Source organism: Trinickia diaoshuihuensis (genome assembly GCF_003390925.1).
Classification (GTDB): Bacteria; Pseudomonadota; Gammaproteobacteria; order Burkholderiales; family Burkholderiaceae; genus Trinickia; species Trinickia diaoshuihuensis.
Genome location: NZ_QUBS01000087.1, coordinates 49664 through 67498 on the forward strand (window position 1 = coordinate 49664; position 17835 = coordinate 67498).

Here is a 17835-nt window from a genome sequence, read left to right on the forward strand (position 1 = left end):
GCGGGCCGCGTACGCTTCGAGCGGTCGGCGAGATCGCGTTAGGCTTGCGTACTTGCCCGAGCAAGGTACTGATGGATTTGCGAAACGACGGCAGCCCCATCGCCGACAGCCGCCGCGACTCGTTTCGTCGAGCCTGAGCGAACGTCGCCGGCGCAGAACACGCCGGGGATGCTCGTTTCGTGTTCGCTGGCCTGCGGCGCGGCTGCTCGTCCCGTCAGCACGAAGCCGCTGCGTTCGACCGCCACGCCGCATCCCGCGAGCCAGCCCGTATTGGGCGACGCACCGATAAACAAGAACACATGTTCGGTCTGGCGGATGAGGCGTTGTCCGTCGCGAGAGAGCGTCGCCGATTCGATGTTTTGCCCGCCGTCGACCGCGACGATTTGCGTGTTGAACTGGACGTCGACGTTCTCTAAAGAGGCGATACGATCGATTAAGTATTGCGACATACTGGATTTGAGGTCGGGGCCCCGAACGAGCATACTTACGCGTCGCGCGTGCGAGGCCAGATAAACCGCGGCTTGCCCGGCGGAGTTGCCGGCGCCGACCAACAATATGTCTTTCCCGGCGCATGCTTTCGCTTCGACGGGCGACACCCAATAATAGGCGCCTCGTCCCTCGAATCGCTCCAGCCCCTCGATTTGCGGTTTCCGATAGGCGGCGCCTGATGCGATGACTACCGTGCGCGCATCGATCCGCGTGCCGTTCTGTAGATTGAGGCGCAGCGGCGAGGTGCGGCAATCGAGCGACTCGACGTGCGCGGGTATCGCTACTCGGGCACCGAACTTTTGCGCTTGGACGAACGCGCGCGCGGTCAACGCGTGACCCGAAATGCCGGTGGGAAAGCCGAAGAAGTTTTCGATGCGCGCGCTGGCGCCCGCTTGTCCGCCCGGCGCCCGGTGGTCGAACACCGCGACGCGCAACCCCTCGGAAGCGGCGTAGACGGCGGTTGCCAGGCCCGCGGGGCCCGCACCGACGACCGCGACGTCGAACACTTCGTCCGGCTCGAACTCGGGCAACCAGCCTAGCGCGTGGGCCAACTCCGACTCACCGGGTGCCCGCAGGATCGTGCCGTCCGGGCTCAGCACGAGCGGATAGTCGGATTCGTCGGCAGCCCATTGCCCGACGTATTGCGCGATGTCGGCGTCGGACGCCGTATCGACGACGGAATGCGGCACGTTGTTGCGGGCGAGAAAGCTGCGCAACGCGGTCAATCGCGCGTTGTTCTCATTGGTTACGACGACAAGGCCGCTGCCGCCTTCGATCAACCCGACCCGCCGCAGAATGAGCGCGCGCAATATGCGTTCGCCAAGCTCGGCTTCGGCGATCAAGAGCGCACGCAGGTTCACAGGCGGCACATGGATCGCTTGCACGTCGCCAACGGCATCGCCATCGACGAGGCAGCGTCCGCTCGAAAGCTGACCGACCTCGGAGATGAAATGGCCGGTGCCCTGTTCGTTGATTACGATCCGGCGGCCGAACGCGTCCCGTCGAGTGACTTTGATTTTGCCGCCGAGGACCACATACATTCCGAAACCGGGGTCACCGATACTGAAAATGCGGGCGCCGTCACCCCAATGGCGGGTCTCGCCGAAGCGCGAGATGCGCGCGACTTCGGCGTCGTTCAGGACGGGATATATTTGCGGAAGACGAGACATCACTTCAACGTCGCAAACAAGAGATTGAGCCCCTCGGACATCAGCGGGTGCGCGATGATCGCGTCACGCACGGCCGTGTAGGGCAGATCGCCGAGCATCGCCATTTGAACCGCCGTGGTGACTTCGCCCGCGCCGGAGCCGAGCATCGCAAAGCCGATGATGCGGGCGGAATCGGAATCGACGAGCGCCTTCATGAATCCCCGTGTCGTGCCGTTGGTTCGCGCGCGCGGCACCGACGCCATCGGCAGCTTCGCGACGCGAAAACGCAGCCCACGGGCGTTGGCCTCGGTTTCGCTGAGGCCGATTCTCCCTAGCTCGGGGTCGATGAAAAGCGCGTACGGCACCGTGCGCGAGCGCGTGCTTCTTACGCGCCCCTCGATCCCGGCCTTCAGGACGCGATAGTCGTCGAACGAGGCATGCGTAAACATCGGCGTTCTCGCCACTTCACCGATGGCCCACGTGCGCTCGGCGCTCGTCTTCAAGGTATCGTCCACCTCGATGAACCCATGCGCGTCGCGCGCCACGCCGGCAAGCTCCAGGCCGATATCGTCCGTCACGGGCTTGCGGCCCGTGGCGACGAGAATGTGCGTTCCTTCGACGATGGTGCCATCGTCGAGCGTGAGGGAAACCGCGGTACCGTGAGCGCCGCTCGCCTCGGTCAGCCGCGCGTTGAGCTTCACATCGATTCCATCGTCGACGAACGCGCGCAGGATTTCGGCGCCGATGTCCTCGTCTTCGCGCATCGCGAGCCGAGGTCCGTCGTGGATCAACGTCACTTTACTGCCCAGCCGCCGGAAGGCCTGCGCCATTTCCAACCCGATATATCCACCGCCGATCACGATCAGATGCGACGGCAGCTCGGTCAGCTTCAGCGCTTCGACGTGCGTCAACGGGCGAAGATCGCGTAAGCCCGGGACGTCGGGAACGACGGCAATGGTACCGGTATTGATGTAGACGTTTTCACCCTCGAATAGCTGCTCGGTGCCGTCTTCCGCATGAACGCGAATTTGGCGAGGGCCGGCAAAGCGGCCCGTGCCGATCACGAGGTCCAAGCCGGACGCATCGAACGCCTGCCGGTTCATCTCGACCATTGCGTTCACGACCGATGCAACGTTGTGACCGACCGCGATCATGTCGGCGCCGCGCGCATCGCTGGGACCGTGCGATGCGCAGTCGTGGTGACGGCCCGCATTGCGGATCAGTGTCTTTGTGGGGATGCAGGCGACATTGATGCAAGAGCCGCCGATCATGCCGCGCTCGATGATCGCCACGCGCTTGCCCGCGCGAGCCAGGTCCATGGCCAGCGACTTTCCGCCCTTGCCGCCGCCGAGAAACAGATACTCGTATTTTCGGAGATCGCTCATTTCATTGTCTAAGCTGTGATTGAACGGCGCGGCGCGAGGCCGCGCATGCGAAGCAGGCCGGGAATCGTTAGATTTGCGCGATCGCCCGGCGTACTCCCTCGGCGTATGCCGGGTCGATCCGCTCGAAATGCTCGAGTACGCGTTCGACCAGCGACTGCGGAACGCCTCGGATCGAGCGCGCGATGTTGCCGAACAGCCGCGCGCGCTGCCCCTCGTCGAAAAGACGGAAGAGCTGCGCAGGCTGACTGTAGTAATCGTCGTCGTCCCGGTGGTCGTAGCGCTCGACGGCACCGGCCGCAAGCGGAGGTTCGGCGGCCGATGGGTCTTGCGCATAGTCGCCGAAGCGATTCGGCTCGTAATTGACGTTGCCGCCTTGGTTGCCGTCCACGCGCATGCCGCCGTCGCGATGGAACGTGTGCGGACATTGCACGCGCGGCGCATTCACCGGAATCTGATGATGGTTGACGCCGAGACGGTGACGTTGCGTATCCCCGTATGAAAACAATCGTCCCTGAAGCAGTCGATCGGGCGAGAAGCCGATTCCCGGCACGACGTTCGCGGGCGTGAAAGCCGCTTGTTCCACATCGGCGAAGTAGTTCTGTGCGTTACGGTTCAGTTCGACGATCCCAACGTCGATTAACGGATAGTCGGCGTGCGGCCATACCTTCGTGATGTCGAACGGGTTGTAGCGGTACGAAGCCGCTTCGGCTTCCGGCATGACTTGGATCTGAAATTTCCAGCGAGGGAAGTTTTTCTGATCGATGTTGGCGATCAGGTCGCGCTGAGCGCTCTCGCGATCCTGAGCTATCACTTGCGCGGCTTCGGCGTCGGTATAGTTCTCGATCCCTTGCAACGATTTGAAGTGGAACTTCACATAGAAGCGTTCACCCGCCGCGTTGATGAACGAATACGTGTGCGAACCGAAACCGTGCATTTGCCGATAATTCTTCGGGATCCCGCGATCGCTCATCAGAATGGTGACTTGATGCAACGATTCCGGATGGCGCGACCAGAAGTCCCAGACGGCGACGTTATTGCGCAAATTCGTATGGGGGTCGCGCTTTTGCGTGTGAATGAAGTCGGGGAACTTGAGCGGTTCGCGGACGAAGAACACGGGCGTGTTGTTGCCGACGATGTCCCAGTTGCCTTCCTCCGTGTAGAACTTCACCGCGAAGCCACGGACATCGCGCTCGGCGTCGGCCGCGCCGCGTTCGCCGGCGACCGTCGAGAAGCGCATGAACAGCGGCGTCTGCTTGCCGACCGCGGCGAATACCTTCGCTTTCGTGTAGCGGGAGATGTCATGCGTCACCGTGAGCGTTCCGAATGCCCCCGATCCTTTCGCATGAACGCGGCGCTCCGGAATGACTTCGCGATCGAAATGCGCGAGTTTCTCGAGCAGCCAAACGTCCTGCAGCACGATCGGGCCACGCGCGCCGGCCGTCATCGAATTTTGGTTGTCCTCCACCGGCGCGCCGGCCGCGGTGGTCAAGGTCTTCTCTGGCATTTCGCACTTCTCCTCATGGTCGGGTTGGACGAATATACCGAGCCATCGCCGCGCCGAGAATCGTCTTCCCGCACGGGGAGCCGCAGCCAATGAGTTTGGTCGACCTATACCGCGGTATAGCCGTCGCGTCGGCGAGCAATCGCGATGCGGCTCGAATCTTGTGTCCATCGTTAAAACTGTTTTCTTGTTCGACGGCTGGGACACGGCTCGAAAAGTCTTTATCGTGAGCATTGAGATTTGCGGTTCTTTGCCGCGGTCGATCATCACCAACCCAAGTGGAGTAAAAAATGAAAAAGACCCTCGTAGCCGTTCTTTCTTTAAGCGCGCTTGCATTCGGCGTCACGGCGCAAGCGGCCGATTCGGGCTACACGCCCCCGGTCGAACAGCATGTGTCCAAACCCGGATTCCGGAGCCCCGAGCGCAAGGCCGACCGCGCGGCGAATCGCGCGCTCGAAAAGAAGGTCCGGGTGGCTTTGACGCACACGAAGGGTCTCGACGTATCCGACATCACAGTGCTCGCCCGTAAGGGCGCGGTCACGCTCGTGGGCACGGTGCCGGAAAGCCAGCAGATCCAGCTCGCGCAAACGAGCGTACAAGGTCTCGACGGCGTCGTTTCGTTGACGAACAACCTGACGGAGCGTTACCCGGGGCACTGATCGATAGGCTCGGCAGCGGCGATATTCGTTCGCCGGCGTCCGAGCTACGACGTCTCCAACCCGTATCGACTCCATCCACCAAGGGATCATCATGAGCACCATCGTCACGCAAGACGGCACGCAAATTTTCTACAAGGACTGGGGTACGGGCCGCCCGGTCGTGTTTTCGCACGGCTGGCCGCTCAACGCCGATGCATGGGATGCGCAGATGCTGTTCCTGTTGCGGCAGGGCTACCGTGTGATCGCCCACGATCGGCGCGGGCACGGGCGCTCGGGCCAGCCGTTCGCCGGTAACGACATGGATACGTACGCGGATGATCTGGCCGCGCTGCTCGATACGCTCGATCTGCGTGAAGCGACGCTCGTCGGGCATTCGACGGGCGGCGGCGAAGTGGCGCACTACATCGGCCGTCACGGCACGAAACGCGTCGCCAAGGTGGTGCTGATCGGCGCCGTACCGCCGATCATGCTGAAGACCGATGCCAACCCGGGCGGCTTGCCGCTCGACGTATTCGACTCGATTCGCAAAGGGGTGGCCGAGAATCGATCGCAGTTCTATCGCGATCTGGCGACCCCATTCTTCGGCTTCAACCGGCCGGACGCGAAAGTCGTGCAAGGCACCATCGACGCGTTTTGGGCGCAGGGCATGACCGGCGGCATCCATGGCCAATACGAATGCATCCGCGAGTTCTCGGAAGTGGACTACACGGAAGATCTGAAGAAGATCGACGTGCCCACGCTGATTCTGCACGGCGACGACGATCAAATCGTACCGATCGACGATTCGGGCCGCCTATCGGCCAAGATCGTGAAGAACGCGACGTTGAAGGTCTATGAGGGCGGCTCGCACGGCATGTGCGTGGTCAATGCCGATCGTGTGAACGCCGATCTGCTCGCGTTCATCCAGTCGTAGACGCGCGGCACGCGGCTTCCCTTTAACCGTCCCGGAAACTGAATGGTCACCCTCACTATCAACGGCGATGTCCGTACCGCCGACGTTCCCGACGACATGCCTTTGCTCTGGGTATTGCGCGACGTCGTCGGCCTGACCGGAACGAAGTTCGGCTGCGGCATCGCGCAATGCGGCGCGTGCACGGTGCACCTCGACGGCGTTGCCGTGCGCTCTTGCGTATTGCCGGTGGCGGCCGTCGCCGGCCGCAAGATTACGACGATCGAGGCCGTCGGCGCCACGCCGGCCGGCGTGAAGATCCAGCAGGCTTGGCGCGAGCTCGATGTCGTGCAGTGCGGCTACTGCCAGTCGGGGCAGGTCATGGCGGCCAGCGCGCTGATAGCATCGAATCCGAATCCGAGCGATGCCGATATCGATGCGGCCATGACGGGCAACATCTGCCGCTGCGGCACGTACAACCGGATTCGTGCCGCGATCAAACACGCCGCGGCGGGGCATTGAGATGAGATCGATGTTCTGCTTGCGCGAATCGCGATACGTAAAGGGGTGGCTATGTTGCAAGGATTGATCGAGGCCGGGCGAGGCGGGCGAGGACTGTCGCGGCGCTCGTTCTTGCGTTTCGGCATGTCGCTCGGCGCCGCGGCGGGCGGCGGGCTCTTGCTCGGCTTCAGCCTGCCGGCGGCGGGTGAGAACGCGCGCCGCTCCGTTATCGGCGGGGACGCGAGCGAAACCGCCGGGCCGGGCGTGTTCGCCCCGAACGCGTTCGTGCGGATCGATCGCGGCGGCAACGTCACGCTCGTGATGCCGAAGGTGGAAATGGGGCAGGGCGTCTACACGGCGTTGCCGATGTTGATCGCCGAAGAGCTCGAAGTGCCGCTGTCGGCCGTCACGCTCGATCATGCGCCGCCCGACGAAAAGCGCTTTTTCGATCCGCTGCTCGGCGGACAACTGACGGGCGGCTCGACTTCGGTGCGCTATGCATGGGAGCCGTTGCGCCGCGCAGGCGCAACCGCCCGCACGGTGTTGATCGCGGCGGCGGCCAAGCAATGGCATGTCGACCCGGGCACCTGTCATGCGCAACACGGCGAAGTGCTGCATGCGGCGAGCGGGCGGCGCGCATCGTACGGTCAGCTTGCGGATGCGGCGGCGAAACTGCCCGTGCCGGCGAACGTCGCGCTCAAGAAGCCGGAGGACTTCAAGCTGATCGGCACGCCCGCCAAGCGGCTAGATTCGCCGGAGAAAGTCGACGGCACGGCGAAATTCGGCTTGGACGTGCGTATCGACGGGATGGTGTATGCGGTCATCGTCAATAGCCCCGTCTTCGGCGGAAAGCTCGTTAGCGTCGACGATACGGCTGCAAGGAAGATTCCCGGCGTGCGCCAGATCGTGCGTGTGGACGACGCCGTCGCGGTCGTCGCGGATCACACATGGGCCGCGAAGCGCGGCGCATCGGCACTCGTCGTCGCATGGAACGGCGGGAGCGGTGCGACGGTGTCGATGGAAGACATCGTGGCCGATCTCGCGCAAGCGGCCGCGAACGGCAAGGGAGCCGTCGCGCGCAAGGATGGCGACGTCGATAAGGCGTTCGCGAACGTCAAGACTCGCATCGACGCGGTCTACGAGCAGCCGTTCCTAGCTCACGCGACGATGGAGCCGGTGAATTGCACCTTGCACGTGCGTGCCGACGACTGCGAGGTGTGGACCGGCACGCAGGTACCCACGCGCGTGCGCGATACGGTGCAGCGGATCACCGGCTTGCCGGCGGAGCGCATCGTCGTGCACAACCACCTGCTCGGCGGAGGCTTCGGCCGGCGTCTCGAAACGGACATGGTCGCGCAAGCGGCCAAGGTTGCAATACATGTCGATGCGCCCGTGAAAGTGGTGTGGACCCGCGAGGAAGATATTCAGCACGACATGTACCGGCCGTACTACTACGACCGGATTTCGGCTGGCCTCGACGTGAACGGCAAGCCCATTGCTTGGCGGCATCGCATCGTCGGCTCGTCGATCATGGCGCGTTTCGCGCCGCCCGCTTTCCGCAACGGTGTCGACCCCGACGCGGTCGAAGTCGCGGCCGACTTGCCGTACGACATTCCGAACCAGCTCGTCGATTACGTCCGGCAGGAGCCCCGTCATGTGCCGACCGCATTCTGGCGTGGCGTGGGGCCGACCCGCGGCACGTTCGTCGTCGAAAGTTTTATCGACGAGCTTGCCGGGGAGGCCAAGATCGATCCCGTCGAGTACCGCCGCTCGCTGCTGGAGAAAACGCCGCGCGCCCGCAACGTGCTCGATGTGGCGGCGCGGGCGGCCGGCTGGGGTGCGCCGTTGCCGAAGGGGCAAGGGCGCGGCGTGTCGGTGATGCATGCGTTCGGCAGCTTCTTTTCGATCGTGATCGACGTTGCCGTCGACGACGGCGAGGTGCGCGTGCGGCGGGTCGTCTGCGCCGTCGACTGCGGGCACTCCGTCAACCCGAATACGATCGAGGCACAGGTGCAGGGCGGCATCATTTTCGGACTGACGGGCGCGCTCTACGACGAAATCACGATCGAGAACGGCCGCGTCGCGCAAAGCAATTTCACGGACTATCGCGTGATGCGAATCGACGAATCGCCGCCGATCGAGGTGCATCTCGTGAAGAGCGGAGAAGCGCCGGGCGGGATCGGCGAACCGGGCACCGCGGCCACCGCCGCCGCGCTGGCGAACGCCATCTTCGCGGCGACCGGCAAGCGGTTGCGCAAGCTGCCCGTAGGCAGCCAACTCAAAACGGCCTGACGCTAGACACGAATGATGCGATACCTCACCTCGGAGCGCGCCGCCAAGCGGCTGCGCGCCGCGCTGTTCTCGCTTTGCGCCGCGATGACCGGCGCAGTTGCGCACGGCGCGCAAATGACGCCGGCCGACAATGCGCGCATCGCGCGCGGGGCCTACCTCGCGAAGGCCGGCGATTGCGTCGCATGTCATACCGCGCCGGGCGGCGCCCCGTTCTCCGGAGGGCTCAAGATGAGCACGCCGATGGGCGCGATCTACACGACCAATATCACGCCCGATGGCGAGACCGGCATCGGGCGATATAGCGAGGCCGAGTTCGAGCGGGCGTTACGCAAGGGCGTGGCCCGTGACGGCCATCGGCTCTATCCGGCGATGCCCTATCCGTCGTACGCCAAGCTCAGAGACGACGATGTGCAAGCGCTCTATGCCTACTTCATGCATGGGGTCGAACCGGTCAAGCGGGCAAACCGGCCGAGCGACATTTCGTGGCCGCTTAATATGCGCTGGCCGCTCGTTCTCTGGAACGCCGTGTCCTCGATACGACGCCTTACCGCGATAAAACCGACCACGACGCGATGTGGAATCGCGGCGCGTATCTTGTGCAGGGGCTAGGGCACTGCGGATCGTGCCATACGCCGAGAGGCGTCGGATTCCAGGAAAAGGCCCTCGACGAAAGCGGCAGCGCGTACCTATCGGGTGCGCCGATCGACAATTGGTTCGCGGCGAATCTAACGGGGGCGCCGAATGCGGGCCTCGGCCGCTGGAGCGAGCCCGATGTGGCGCAGTTCCTGAAACGCGGCGCCAACCGGCACGCGACGGCATTCGGTTCGATGGTGAGTGTCGTGAACCACAGCACGCAGGCATTGACGGACGGCGACGTGACGGCCATTGCCCGCTATCTGAAGTCGCTGCCGGCGGCGGGCGAAGCGCCGGCTGCGCTTTACCGCTATATGCCCGATGCGACGCAAGCATTGCTGGGCCGGCCGGCGAACGATCCGGGGGCCAAGGTGTATAACGCCTACTGCCTCCATTGCCATGGAGCCGATGGGCGCGGTTACGCGCCGCTGCTCGCGCCGCTAGCCGGCAATCCGAACGTTTTGGCGGCTAACCCGTCGTCGCTGATCAACGTGACGCTGAACGGCAGCGACGTGCTCGTCATCGATGGCGTACCGTCCGCTTATCCGATGCCCGCCTTCTCGAACGTTTTGAACGACCGGCAAATCGCCGACGCGCTGACGTTCGTTCGCGCCGGCTGGAACAACGGCGCGCCGGCCGTACAGGCGTCGGACGTCGCGAAGTCGCGTAAGGCGACGGCGGCGTCGCGCTGAACGGGGCGGCGGCGCCGGCGTTACATCGGCGGGGCGACGCCGTCCTTCTCGACGACGACGAGCTTGCCGTCATAGGCTCCCCCCGCCGCCGGCGTGGCCACGACGAATACCTTTTTGCCCGTGGTCAGCTCGGCGCGCGTGGCCGGAATCAGTGTGACGACGGGAGCGTTAGCCGGTACGGTGATCGTATTGGTGCCGCCCTTATATGACAGTTTGAGATCGCGGCCGCTGGTTGCTTGCACGACGGTGTCCACGTTCGCGTTCGTCATCGTGCTATTGGCGCCGAGATCCCACGCGTAATGACCCTCGCCCGTGCCGCGCGCCGCTTCCGGAAACACCAGCACTTCCTTGGCCGTGAGCTTGCCGTCGGGGCCGGGCATGGCGGCCGCACCGACGTAAGAGCCGGGCTTGATATCCGACAGCGAAATGGCCTTGACGGCATTGACGGCGGACGACTGTCGCATGTCGATCGTCACCGTTTCGCCGCTGCGTCGATGCACTTTCAGCGTGTCGCCGGAGAACGAGACGATTTCGCCGCGAATCCGCTCGGGCTTGCCGGCGGGGGATTGGGCGAACGCCGAGCCCGCGAGCGCGAGTGCGGCAAACGAAACGGCAAGTTTGAAACGGATGGACATGGCTGCTCCAAAAAATGAGAGGTGATGGAAGGTAATTGCGCGCGGCGTCTGATTCAAGAACCTCCGAACCAGTTGTAGCCCTGGTTTTCCCAGTAGCCGCCTGGGAACTCGTTGGTCACCGTGATCGCGACGATGTGCTTGGGGTTTTTGTAGCCGAGCTTCGTGGGCATGCGAAGCTTCATCGGAAATCCGTACTTCGGGGGCAGGACGTTGCCGTCGTACGTCAACGCGAGCAGCGTCTGCGGATGCAGCGCGGTCGGCATATCGATGCTCGTCCAATAGTTATCGGCGCAATGAAATGCGACGTATTTGGCGCCCGTGTCGGCCCCCGCGAGTATGAGAAAGTCGGCAAAGCGCACACCGCCCCACTTGCCGATGGCGCTCCAGCCCTCGATGCAGATATGCCGCGTCACTTGACTGCGCTGTTGCAACGCGCGCAGCTCGTCGAGCGTCCAAATCCGTTTGCCTTTTACGAGGCCGCCTACTTCCAGGCGGTAGGTTTGCGCGTCGACTTCGGGTACCTGGTCGATGTCGTAGTAGGCATTGAACGGAAACGGCCTGGTCAGCATCGATTCGGGATAAGTCGGCGCCGGTTTGCGCGGATCGAACAGCAGCGCCTGGGCGCCGTCGTTCAACGTGGACACGCGCCGTAGCATCGTGTTGATCGATTTGTCGTCCGTCAGATCGCAGCCCGACAAGAGCGCAAGTCCGCCCAAGGACAGCAGCCGCTTGCCGAACAGGCGCCGGGTGGACGATTGCAATTCCTTTTGCGCGTCCTTGATGATCGAGGCGGCATCGAGTGGTCGAATGAGTTTGCGTGGATTCATGACTAACGGCCCCGGATCATCGTGAGCAACGAGCGCGGTACCAGCGCGACCATGACCACATGTACCGCGAAGAAACCGGCGAGCGCGCTCATCGCAAAGAAATGAACGATGCGCGCGTTGTCGAAACCGCCCACCGACATGCGCGGCAGCGGCAATTGCACCGGCTTCCAGATCGCCAATCCGGACCATACGAGCAGCGCGATGTCGGTGAGAACGAAGAGATAGGCGAACTTTTGCACGGCGTTATAGCGGCCGAGGTCATCGTGATTGAGTTTGCCGCGCATCGCGGCAGCCAAGTCATTGACGATCGCGCGGAACCGAAGGGGAAAGAATCTGCTGCGCAAACGTCCCGTGACGATGCTCATCGCCAGATACGCGATAAAGTTCGCGGCCAATACCCACATCGCCGCGAAATGCCAAAGCAGCGCGCCGCCGAGCCAGCCGCCCAACGTGATGGCGGCGGGAAAGCGAATCGCTTTAAAGATGGGCGATGCGTCGTACACTTGCCAGCCGCTCAAGCACATGACGATGACCGCGGCGGCATTGACCCAGTGAAAGACGCGAACCCATGCGGGATGTATCGTGGTGTGCCTCAAGGCGATCTCGTTCGTCTGGCCGGGAGACAAGAATGGCGCCTGACCATGCGCGGCGGTATCGGTCGAATGACCGACCCCCGGGAAGCGGCCCGGTGGATAGCACGTCAACGCGCGCCTCGCATCGGCCACCCGGCGTATGATCGCGTGCTGTTCGACCTGTTTTTGCCGCCTTCATGCCTATGTTGGACCTTCAAGCAAACCGGACCATGCTGCCGGTATTCGACTCGGTCAGAGCGTTGGCCTTCGTCGGCGATTTGAGCATGGGGCAGCCGACGGATCATTCGCTGCGCACGGGATGGATTGCCGCGCGCATTGGGCAGGCGGCAGGGCTCGATTCGAGCGTCTGCGATGCGGTTCGCGAAGTGGCGCTGCTACGCTGGTCGGGGTGTACTGCGAATGCAGCCGGCTTCGCGGAAGTGTTCGGCGACGACGTCGCGGTCCGGTTGGCGATGCTCGAAGCGCGGCCGGGCTGGGCCGAAGTGCGCGAAGCCCCTGTGGATCCTGCCTCGGCGATGCGGCCGCTAGCGCAGATTCATTGCGAGGTGTCCGGCGAGATCGCGCGTATTTTGGGCCTTTCCTCGGCGACTGAAGCCGCATTGCGAAACATTTTCGAAACATGGGACGGCGCGGGCCTGCCCGAGAGTGTTGCTCGCGAGCAGGTGCCGATCCCTGTGTTCGTCGTTGCGCTGGCAGGCGATCTCGAGATTTTCGTTCGCGTGTACGGTCTCGAACGGGCGCTCGAGTTGATCGCGCAACGCTCCGGCACGCGGTATCCCGCGTACCTTGTCGATGTCGCCGTGCGCAATGCGCGAGACTGGACCGTTGCGCTGGAGCAGGCCTCGCTAGCCGATTTCGACGCCGCGCTGGTCACGCCCGACATGCGGCGGCACGCGTGCGCCGAATTGATCGCCGACGTCATCGATCTGAAATTGCCGTGGATGACGGGCTTTTCGCGTTCCGTCGCGATGACGGCGCTGGCATGTTGCGCGCGGCTCGGGCTCGACGAAGCGGCGCAGGCGCGCGTCTATCGCGCCGCGCTCATTCACGGGATGGGGCGGGCCGCCGTACCCAACGCCGTATGGAATCAGCCGTGCGCCTTGCCGGCGAGCGCCTGGGAAAAGGTGCGGCTCGTGCCGTATTGGACGGCGCGCGCCGGCAAACAAACCGGCACGCTTCGAGAAGCGGCCGAGCTCGCTTCTTATGCCTATGAGCGGCAAGACGGCTCGGGCTATTTCCGCGGCGCCGACGCCCGGTCGCTTTCGCTGGAGGCACAGATTCTCGCGGCTTCGGTCGCATGGGCGGCATTGCGCTCGACGCGGCCCTGGCGCGCCGCATTGCCGATGCACACTGCGTTGCAAACGTTGCAGGGCGAAGTGGCGGGCGGCAGGCTTAGCGCCGACGTGGCCGATGCGCTCGCGGCGGACGAAGGGGGCTTAATCGAGCGGCCAAGAAATGCCGCCACGCAAAGCTCGCTGTTATCCGCGCGCGAGACCGACGTGCTGCGCGCGATCTCGCGCGGCGCGAGCAACAAGGAAGCCGCGCGCGAATTGGCGATCAGCCCGAGCACGGTGCGCACGCATGTCGAGAGCGTGTTTCGCAAGCTCGAATGCTCCACGCGAGCCGCGGCGACGCTCAAGGCGTCGGCGATGGGTCTGCTTTGAGACCGGCGCAGGCGCCGTTCCACGGCCGGCGTGTACACGCTCTTCGATCTAGAACTTGAACGAGACCGAGGCGTGAAAGAACGACACGTCGATGTCGTTCCGCGTCTTGATATTTTGCAGATATCGCAGTGTGACTTGAGCGCGTCCGAAGTTGTAGCCCAACATGGGGCCGAGCAGGACGTGCTCGAACCGGTTGCCGTTTCCGACTATCCGACCGTACTGCCGATCGTCGGTGAACTGCCGCGAATAGTTGCCGATGACGCCGAGCGTCCAGCGGCCTATCGTCTTGGCCGCCGTCAAATCCACATAGTACGCGCTGCCCGAATGGTAGTCGGTGGTCGCATTGGTACGGTTGAAGTCGAAGACGTTGTTGATGGTGAAATTCCAGCCGTGCGCGAGATAAGTGACCGCGAAGCTCGGCTCGGCGGTCCAATAATCGTTGGCATAGCTAGTCTGCGCGGGGACGCCGTTCACGTACTGGTGATGTCCGTTGGGTAAGTAGACGCTCATCGCGGCCGACGTGAAAAAACCATGGCCGAGATCCCATGACAGGATTGCCGGCGTCAGAATCGTGTTGAAAAATCCCGATGTCTTAGTGGACTTGCCGCCCAGCGCCCTCGTATCGACATCGTGCTCCGCGTACACTTGCACGAAACCCATTCCGAACTGAGCGCCGAATAGCTTCCAGCCCGGCACCCACAGCAAGGCCGGTGAAGTGGCGGTGTTTTGCACGCGCAGCGGCGCGCCGTTCCCGGCGCCGTCCACGAGCGTGCCGCCTCGCGCGATGTAGAAGTCCTCGGTCATGTAAAAGCCGGCTGGCGGCAAAGCACCCGTTGGCGAGCCGGTAGTGACGCCCGGCTGATAGGGACTCGCGTTTTCCGATGCCGGCGCCGCGCCGGACCAGCAGGCGATAGCGGTCGCAGCGGCAATGAAGCACCTGTAGTGCGGGCCGATTGACATACGACGTCTCCTTTTCCTATAGTTATTTAGGGCTACTAATTAATGATGCGAAAGATTGGACTTCGCCTCCTGTTACGCTTGGCTACAGCAATCCGTCGGCTGCCCTGACGCAGCCGTGTCCCTGGGAAGCGCCGGAAAACCTTTACTTGAAGATAACGTCCGGTTGCGGTTGACCGCGGTTTTGCGCGGACTCGGGTTTGCGTACGCCGAGGCAGGTGCACGTCGCGGCGAGCGTGGCGAGGCCGAGGAAGGTCCACGCATGCGGATAGCCGAATACCTCCACCAGCTTTCCATACAGCGTGGGCACCACGACGCCGCCGACTGCGACGATGGTGAGCATCAGCCCCGCCGCGGTGGGAATATCGGCTACTTCGATTTCATTGCGATACAGCCCGGGAAATCCGATCCATACGACGAACCCCAGGATCGCCGAGGCTCCGATTACGGCTGCCGCGCCCATCAGGCCGGCCAGGCCGAGGTGCGGCACGAGAAGTAGCGCGACGCTTTCCACGATGAACGCGCCGGCCATGGTCGCCGTAGGACCGAAAACCTTGTCGGCCAGCCAGCCGCCCAGGATGCCCCCCGCCATGCCGCTGACGAGCAGCAGTGCCGCTATCGTCGCGCCCGTGTCGGGCGTCAGCCGAAGATGCGCGGTGGCGAATGCGGGTAAAAGTTGTGCGGCGGTGAAGTAGCTGCCGTAGCCGCCCGAAAACGTGATGCCGAGCAGCCAAAGGTTTCGATTGCCGAAAGTCCGCTTGAGCGAAGCCAGATTCAAATGGTGGGCGCCGATCTGCTCGCGCTCGGCGGCCGGCGGCTCGGGGAAGAGGAAAAGTAGGACGATGAGCGTGGCGGCACCGAAGGCCGCGCCGAGCGAGAGCGCCGTGCGCCATCCGTAGTCCTCCACGAGGGCGCTCCAGCCGTGGAGCCCCAGCACGGCGCCCACCGTGAATGCCACGCCGGTTATTAGACCGTTCGCCGTCGCGAGTTCATCGTTGCGGAACCAAGCAGCGGTCAACCCAATTGCGCTGCCCAAATAGATCGACCCGCCGATACCGCAGAGAAACCGTCCCGTGAGCAAGACCTCGTACCCTCCGGCTCGCGCCGACAACAACGCACCGCCGGTCTCCACTGCGATACCGAGCAACATCGCGAACTTCAGACCGAAGGCTTCCGCGATCATGCCGCCCGGGATATGGGCGACGCCGTACCCGGCAATGAATAGTCCAACGACGACGCCGATTTGGGCCGGCGTCAGACGCATTTCCCCGGCTACCCCGGAAAATGTCGGCACGACGTTGAACCAGTTCAGCGTGAATTGAATGAACGAAAAGAAGATGACGGCAAGCGCCGTCCAGCGGCTTTTCACGATTTGTCTCCTTTGACGGCTTTGTGCTCGCGGCTGCGCGGGCCACCGAGGATTTCGTGCGACGATTGATTAGAACTACTAAGCTATAAGGACGAACCACGAGAGAACGTAGCCGGCCCCGTCGGCGAATGAAGCGGATCGATCCGCGACGCGCCGGGGCAAGGAGGCGCGCCGCGCACGATCCATCTAGACGGGATGCGCGTTGATCAAGATGGCCGCCAGCAGGCAGGGCTCGTTGCCCCTCACGCTCCAGCTATGTACCGTGCCTCGTTGCACGAAAACGTCGCCTGGCCGCAGCAGCACCTCGCCCGTATCGAGAATCGCGTAGATCTCGCCTTTCACGACCACGAGATAGTCGATCGTGTCCGTGCGGTGCATCAACGGATCGCCGGACGCGCTCTGATGCGCGGTCGGCGCGCCGATGGATCCGAACGCTTTTTCCACATCCGTCTTGTCGCGCCAGGCGCCGTCCGGCGGAAACTCGACCATCCGGAAAATCGAGCCGTTCGGCGGCGGCTCGAGCCGGACAGGGCGAGCGACGGCATCGTCGTTCGAGCTGTTGTCCACGGGCGACGTATCTGTCTCCCAAAGATCGGTGAGGGCGAGACCGGGCATCGACTCCATTTCCTTGACGTTTGTCGCGTAGCCGTCGAACAGCACGGTGGAACGGCCTTGGGCGTCGTGTCCGCTGACCACGCGGCGAATTTTTAAAACCATGGGTTTGTCCTCGTTGCGCTGATTAGCCGGCCGTACGCGGCCGAACTTCGATCGAGCCGGCCAAGCACCGCTCGGCCGACTCAATGAAGACGATTCTGCGCCGTTTGAACAAGTGTTCAATAAGGTTTACCACCTAAGATATATAATTGGTCAATCGATCTGATGCACGCTACAGTGCATCGGTCTGCATCGAACATCAATCAGGAGCAAGACATGCAGAAACGAGGTAACGCGGAAGTCCCGGCAACCGAGCGCGGCAATACCCGCGAACGCATCGTTGCGGCGGCTGAGGCACTTTTCGCGCGGCTCGGTTTCGACGGCGTCTCGCTGCGCAATATCGCGCAGCAATCGGGCGTGCCCGTCGGTCTGGTCAGCTACCACTTCGGCGGCAAGTTGGGGGTGTATCAAGCGATCTTCGAAGCACGCGTGCCGGCGATCGTCGAGCAGCGTAAGGCGGGCCTCGCGCTGGCCGAGATGGAGGAGGACCCCGACCGCCGGCTGGAACTGATTCTCAAGGCGTTGCTGCTGCCGATGTTGAGGCTGCGAACCACCGAAGGTGGGGAGCACTTCGGGATCATCATGGCGCGCGAGGTCAACGATCCCTGCTCGTCCGAGCGGGGGATCATCCAGCAGATGTTCGACCCGATCGCCATGGCGTTCATCGATCAACTGCGCATCACGTTGCCCGAGCGCACCGAGGCGGAAATCCACTGGGCCTATCAATCCGTGATCGGGATCATGGTCTATGTGATGGTGGACGTGGGCCGCATCAGCCGCTTGAGCGCCGGCAAGGCCGATCCTGACGATGTAGACGGAACCCTGCGTCATCTGCTGTCGATTTTGCTCGACGGCTTACGCAGGCGATAAACGTCATTTATTTAGGG

Annotated in this window: 15 protein-coding genes and 1 pseudogene; 7 read left to right on the plus strand and 9 right to left on the minus strand. The window is 63.3% G+C overall.

Features of this window, described 5'->3' with window-relative positions:
* Positions 1 to 38: 38 nt before the first annotated feature.
* The 3 genes from DXT59_RS24810 to DXT59_RS24820 all read right to left on the minus strand — a co-directional run bounded on the left by DXT59_RS24810 (position 39) and on the right by DXT59_RS24820 (position 4526).
* On the minus strand, positions 39 to 1658 hold the full coding sequence (locus tag DXT59_RS24810; protein WP_116140211.1) for an FAD-dependent oxidoreductase: 1620 nt from the start codon (positions 1656 to 1658) through the stop codon (positions 39 to 41).
* Complete coding sequence (locus tag DXT59_RS24815) at positions 1658 to 3022, minus strand: FAD-dependent oxidoreductase (RefSeq protein ID WP_116140213.1); 1365 nt, start codon at positions 3020 to 3022, stop codon at positions 1658 to 1660. The genes DXT59_RS24810 and DXT59_RS24815 overlap by 1 nt, the downstream gene beginning before the upstream one ends.
* A 67-nt stretch (positions 3023 to 3089) precedes the next feature.
* Positions 3090 to 4526, minus strand: coding sequence for a catalase (locus DXT59_RS24820; protein WP_116140215.1), 1437 nt, complete (start codon positions 4524 to 4526; stop codon positions 3090 to 3092).
* A 287-nt stretch (positions 4527 to 4813) separates the two neighbouring features.
* Between DXT59_RS24820 and DXT59_RS24825 the strand changes: the two genes are divergently transcribed.
* The 5 genes and pseudogenes from DXT59_RS24825 to DXT59_RS24845 all read left to right on the plus strand — a co-directional run bounded on the left by DXT59_RS24825 (position 4814) and on the right by DXT59_RS24845 (position 10189).
* Positions 4814 to 5182, plus strand: coding sequence for a BON domain-containing protein (locus DXT59_RS24825; protein ID WP_116140217.1), 369 nt, complete (start codon positions 4814 to 4816; stop codon positions 5180 to 5182).
* Positions 5183 to 5273: 91 nt separating this feature from the next.
* Positions 5274 to 6095: an alpha/beta fold hydrolase gene (locus DXT59_RS24830; protein ID WP_116140219.1), complete on the plus strand. Its 822-nt coding sequence runs from the start codon at positions 5274 to 5276 to the stop codon at positions 6093 to 6095.
* Positions 6096 to 6137: 42 nt separating this feature from the next.
* Positions 6138 to 6593 (plus strand): (2Fe-2S)-binding protein, encoded by a 456-nt coding sequence (locus DXT59_RS24835; RefSeq protein ID WP_116140221.1) that lies wholly within the window; start codon positions 6138 to 6140, stop codon positions 6591 to 6593.
* A gap of 51 nt (positions 6594 to 6644) precedes the next feature.
* Positions 6645 to 8864: a xanthine dehydrogenase family protein molybdopterin-binding subunit gene (locus DXT59_RS24840; RefSeq protein ID WP_116140223.1), complete on the plus strand. Its 2220-nt coding sequence runs from the start codon at positions 6645 to 6647 to the stop codon at positions 8862 to 8864.
* Positions 8865 to 8879: 15 nt separating this feature from the next.
* A pseudogene (locus tag DXT59_RS24845) lies at positions 8880 to 10189 on the plus strand (c-type cytochrome).
* Between the two features lie 20 nt (positions 10190 to 10209).
* Here DXT59_RS24845 and DXT59_RS24850 read toward each other — a convergent pair.
* From DXT59_RS24850 to DXT59_RS24860, 3 genes are read right to left on the minus strand one after another with little or no spacing between them, the layout of a single operon-like run.
* Positions 10210 to 10824, minus strand: coding sequence for a hypothetical protein (locus DXT59_RS24850; protein WP_116140225.1), 615 nt, complete (start codon positions 10822 to 10824; stop codon positions 10210 to 10212).
* Between the two features lie 53 nt (positions 10825 to 10877).
* Positions 10878 to 11651: a molybdopterin-dependent oxidoreductase gene (locus DXT59_RS24855; protein ID WP_116140227.1), complete on the minus strand. Its 774-nt coding sequence runs from the start codon at positions 11649 to 11651 to the stop codon at positions 10878 to 10880.
* A 2-nt stretch (positions 11652 to 11653) separates the two neighbouring features.
* A complete protein-coding gene (locus DXT59_RS24860; protein WP_116140724.1) occupies positions 11654 to 12247 on the minus strand; it encodes a cytochrome b/b6 domain-containing protein in 594 nt (197 codons plus the stop codon).
* A 179-nt stretch (positions 12248 to 12426) separates the two neighbouring features.
* Between DXT59_RS24860 and DXT59_RS24865 the strand changes: the two genes are divergently transcribed.
* Entirely contained in the window at positions 12427 to 13908 is a 1482-nt protein-coding gene (locus DXT59_RS24865) for an HD domain-containing phosphohydrolase (protein ID WP_116140229.1), read from the plus strand.
* A 48-nt stretch (positions 13909 to 13956) separates the two neighbouring features.
* Here the strand turns inward: DXT59_RS24865 and DXT59_RS24870 are convergent, their stop codons facing one another.
* The 3 genes from DXT59_RS24870 to DXT59_RS24880 form a co-directional block, all read right to left on the minus strand.
* Positions 13957 to 14868, minus strand: coding sequence for a SphA family protein (locus DXT59_RS24870; RefSeq protein WP_116140231.1), 912 nt, complete (start codon positions 14866 to 14868; stop codon positions 13957 to 13959).
* Positions 14869 to 15010: 142 nt separating this feature from the next.
* A complete protein-coding gene (locus DXT59_RS24875) occupies positions 15011 to 16234 on the minus strand; it encodes an MFS transporter (RefSeq protein ID WP_162878234.1) in 1224 nt (407 codons plus the stop codon).
* A gap of 186 nt (positions 16235 to 16420) precedes the next feature.
* A complete protein-coding gene (locus DXT59_RS24880) occupies positions 16421 to 16951 on the minus strand; it encodes a cupin domain-containing protein (RefSeq protein ID WP_116140235.1) in 531 nt (176 codons plus the stop codon).
* Positions 16952 to 17164: 213 nt separating this feature from the next.
* On the opposite strand from DXT59_RS24880, the gene DXT59_RS24885 reads away from it, so the two are divergent.
* Complete coding sequence (locus DXT59_RS24885; RefSeq protein ID WP_162878235.1) at positions 17165 to 17818, plus strand: TetR/AcrR family transcriptional regulator; 654 nt, start codon at positions 17165 to 17167, stop codon at positions 17816 to 17818.
* Positions 17819 to 17835: the final 17 nt, after the last annotated feature.

Coding starts and splice junctions, on each gene's coding strand:
- DXT59_RS24810 (WP_116140211.1), bottom strand. CDS start 1,658: ATGTCTCGTCTTCCGCAAATATATCCCGTCCTGAACGACGCCGAAGTC.
- DXT59_RS24815 (WP_116140213.1), bottom strand. CDS start 3,022: ATGAGCGATCTCCGAAAATACGAGTATCTGTTTCTCGGCGGCGGCAAG.
- DXT59_RS24820 (WP_116140215.1), bottom strand. CDS start 4,526: ATGCCAGAGAAGACCTTGACCACCGCGGCCGGCGCGCCGGTGGAGGAC.
- DXT59_RS24825 (WP_116140217.1), top strand. CDS start 4,814: ATGAAAAAGACCCTCGTAGCCGTTCTTTCTTTAAGCGCGCTTGCATTC.
- DXT59_RS24830 (WP_116140219.1), top strand. CDS start 5,274: ATGAGCACCATCGTCACGCAAGACGGCACGCAAATTTTCTACAAGGAC.
- DXT59_RS24835 (WP_116140221.1), top strand. CDS start 6,138: ATGGTCACCCTCACTATCAACGGCGATGTCCGTACCGCCGACGTTCCC.
- DXT59_RS24840 (WP_116140223.1), top strand. CDS start 6,645: ATGTTGCAAGGATTGATCGAGGCCGGGCGAGGCGGGCGAGGACTGTCG.
- DXT59_RS24850 (WP_116140225.1), bottom strand. CDS start 10,824: ATGTCCATCCGTTTCAAACTTGCCGTTTCGTTTGCCGCACTCGCGCTC.
- DXT59_RS24855 (WP_116140227.1), bottom strand. CDS start 11,651: ATGAATCCACGCAAACTCATTCGACCACTCGATGCCGCCTCGATCATC.
- DXT59_RS24865 (WP_116140229.1), top strand. CDS start 12,427: ATGTTGGACCTTCAAGCAAACCGGACCATGCTGCCGGTATTCGACTCG.
- DXT59_RS24870 (WP_116140231.1), bottom strand. CDS start 14,868: ATGTCAATCGGCCCGCACTACAGGTGCTTCATTGCCGCTGCGACCGCT.
- DXT59_RS24880 (WP_116140235.1), bottom strand. CDS start 16,951: ATGGTTTTAAAAATTCGCCGCGTGGTCAGCGGACACGACGCCCAAGGC.
- DXT59_RS24885 (WP_162878235.1), top strand. CDS start 17,165: ATGCAGAAACGAGGTAACGCGGAAGTCCCGGCAACCGAGCGCGGCAAT.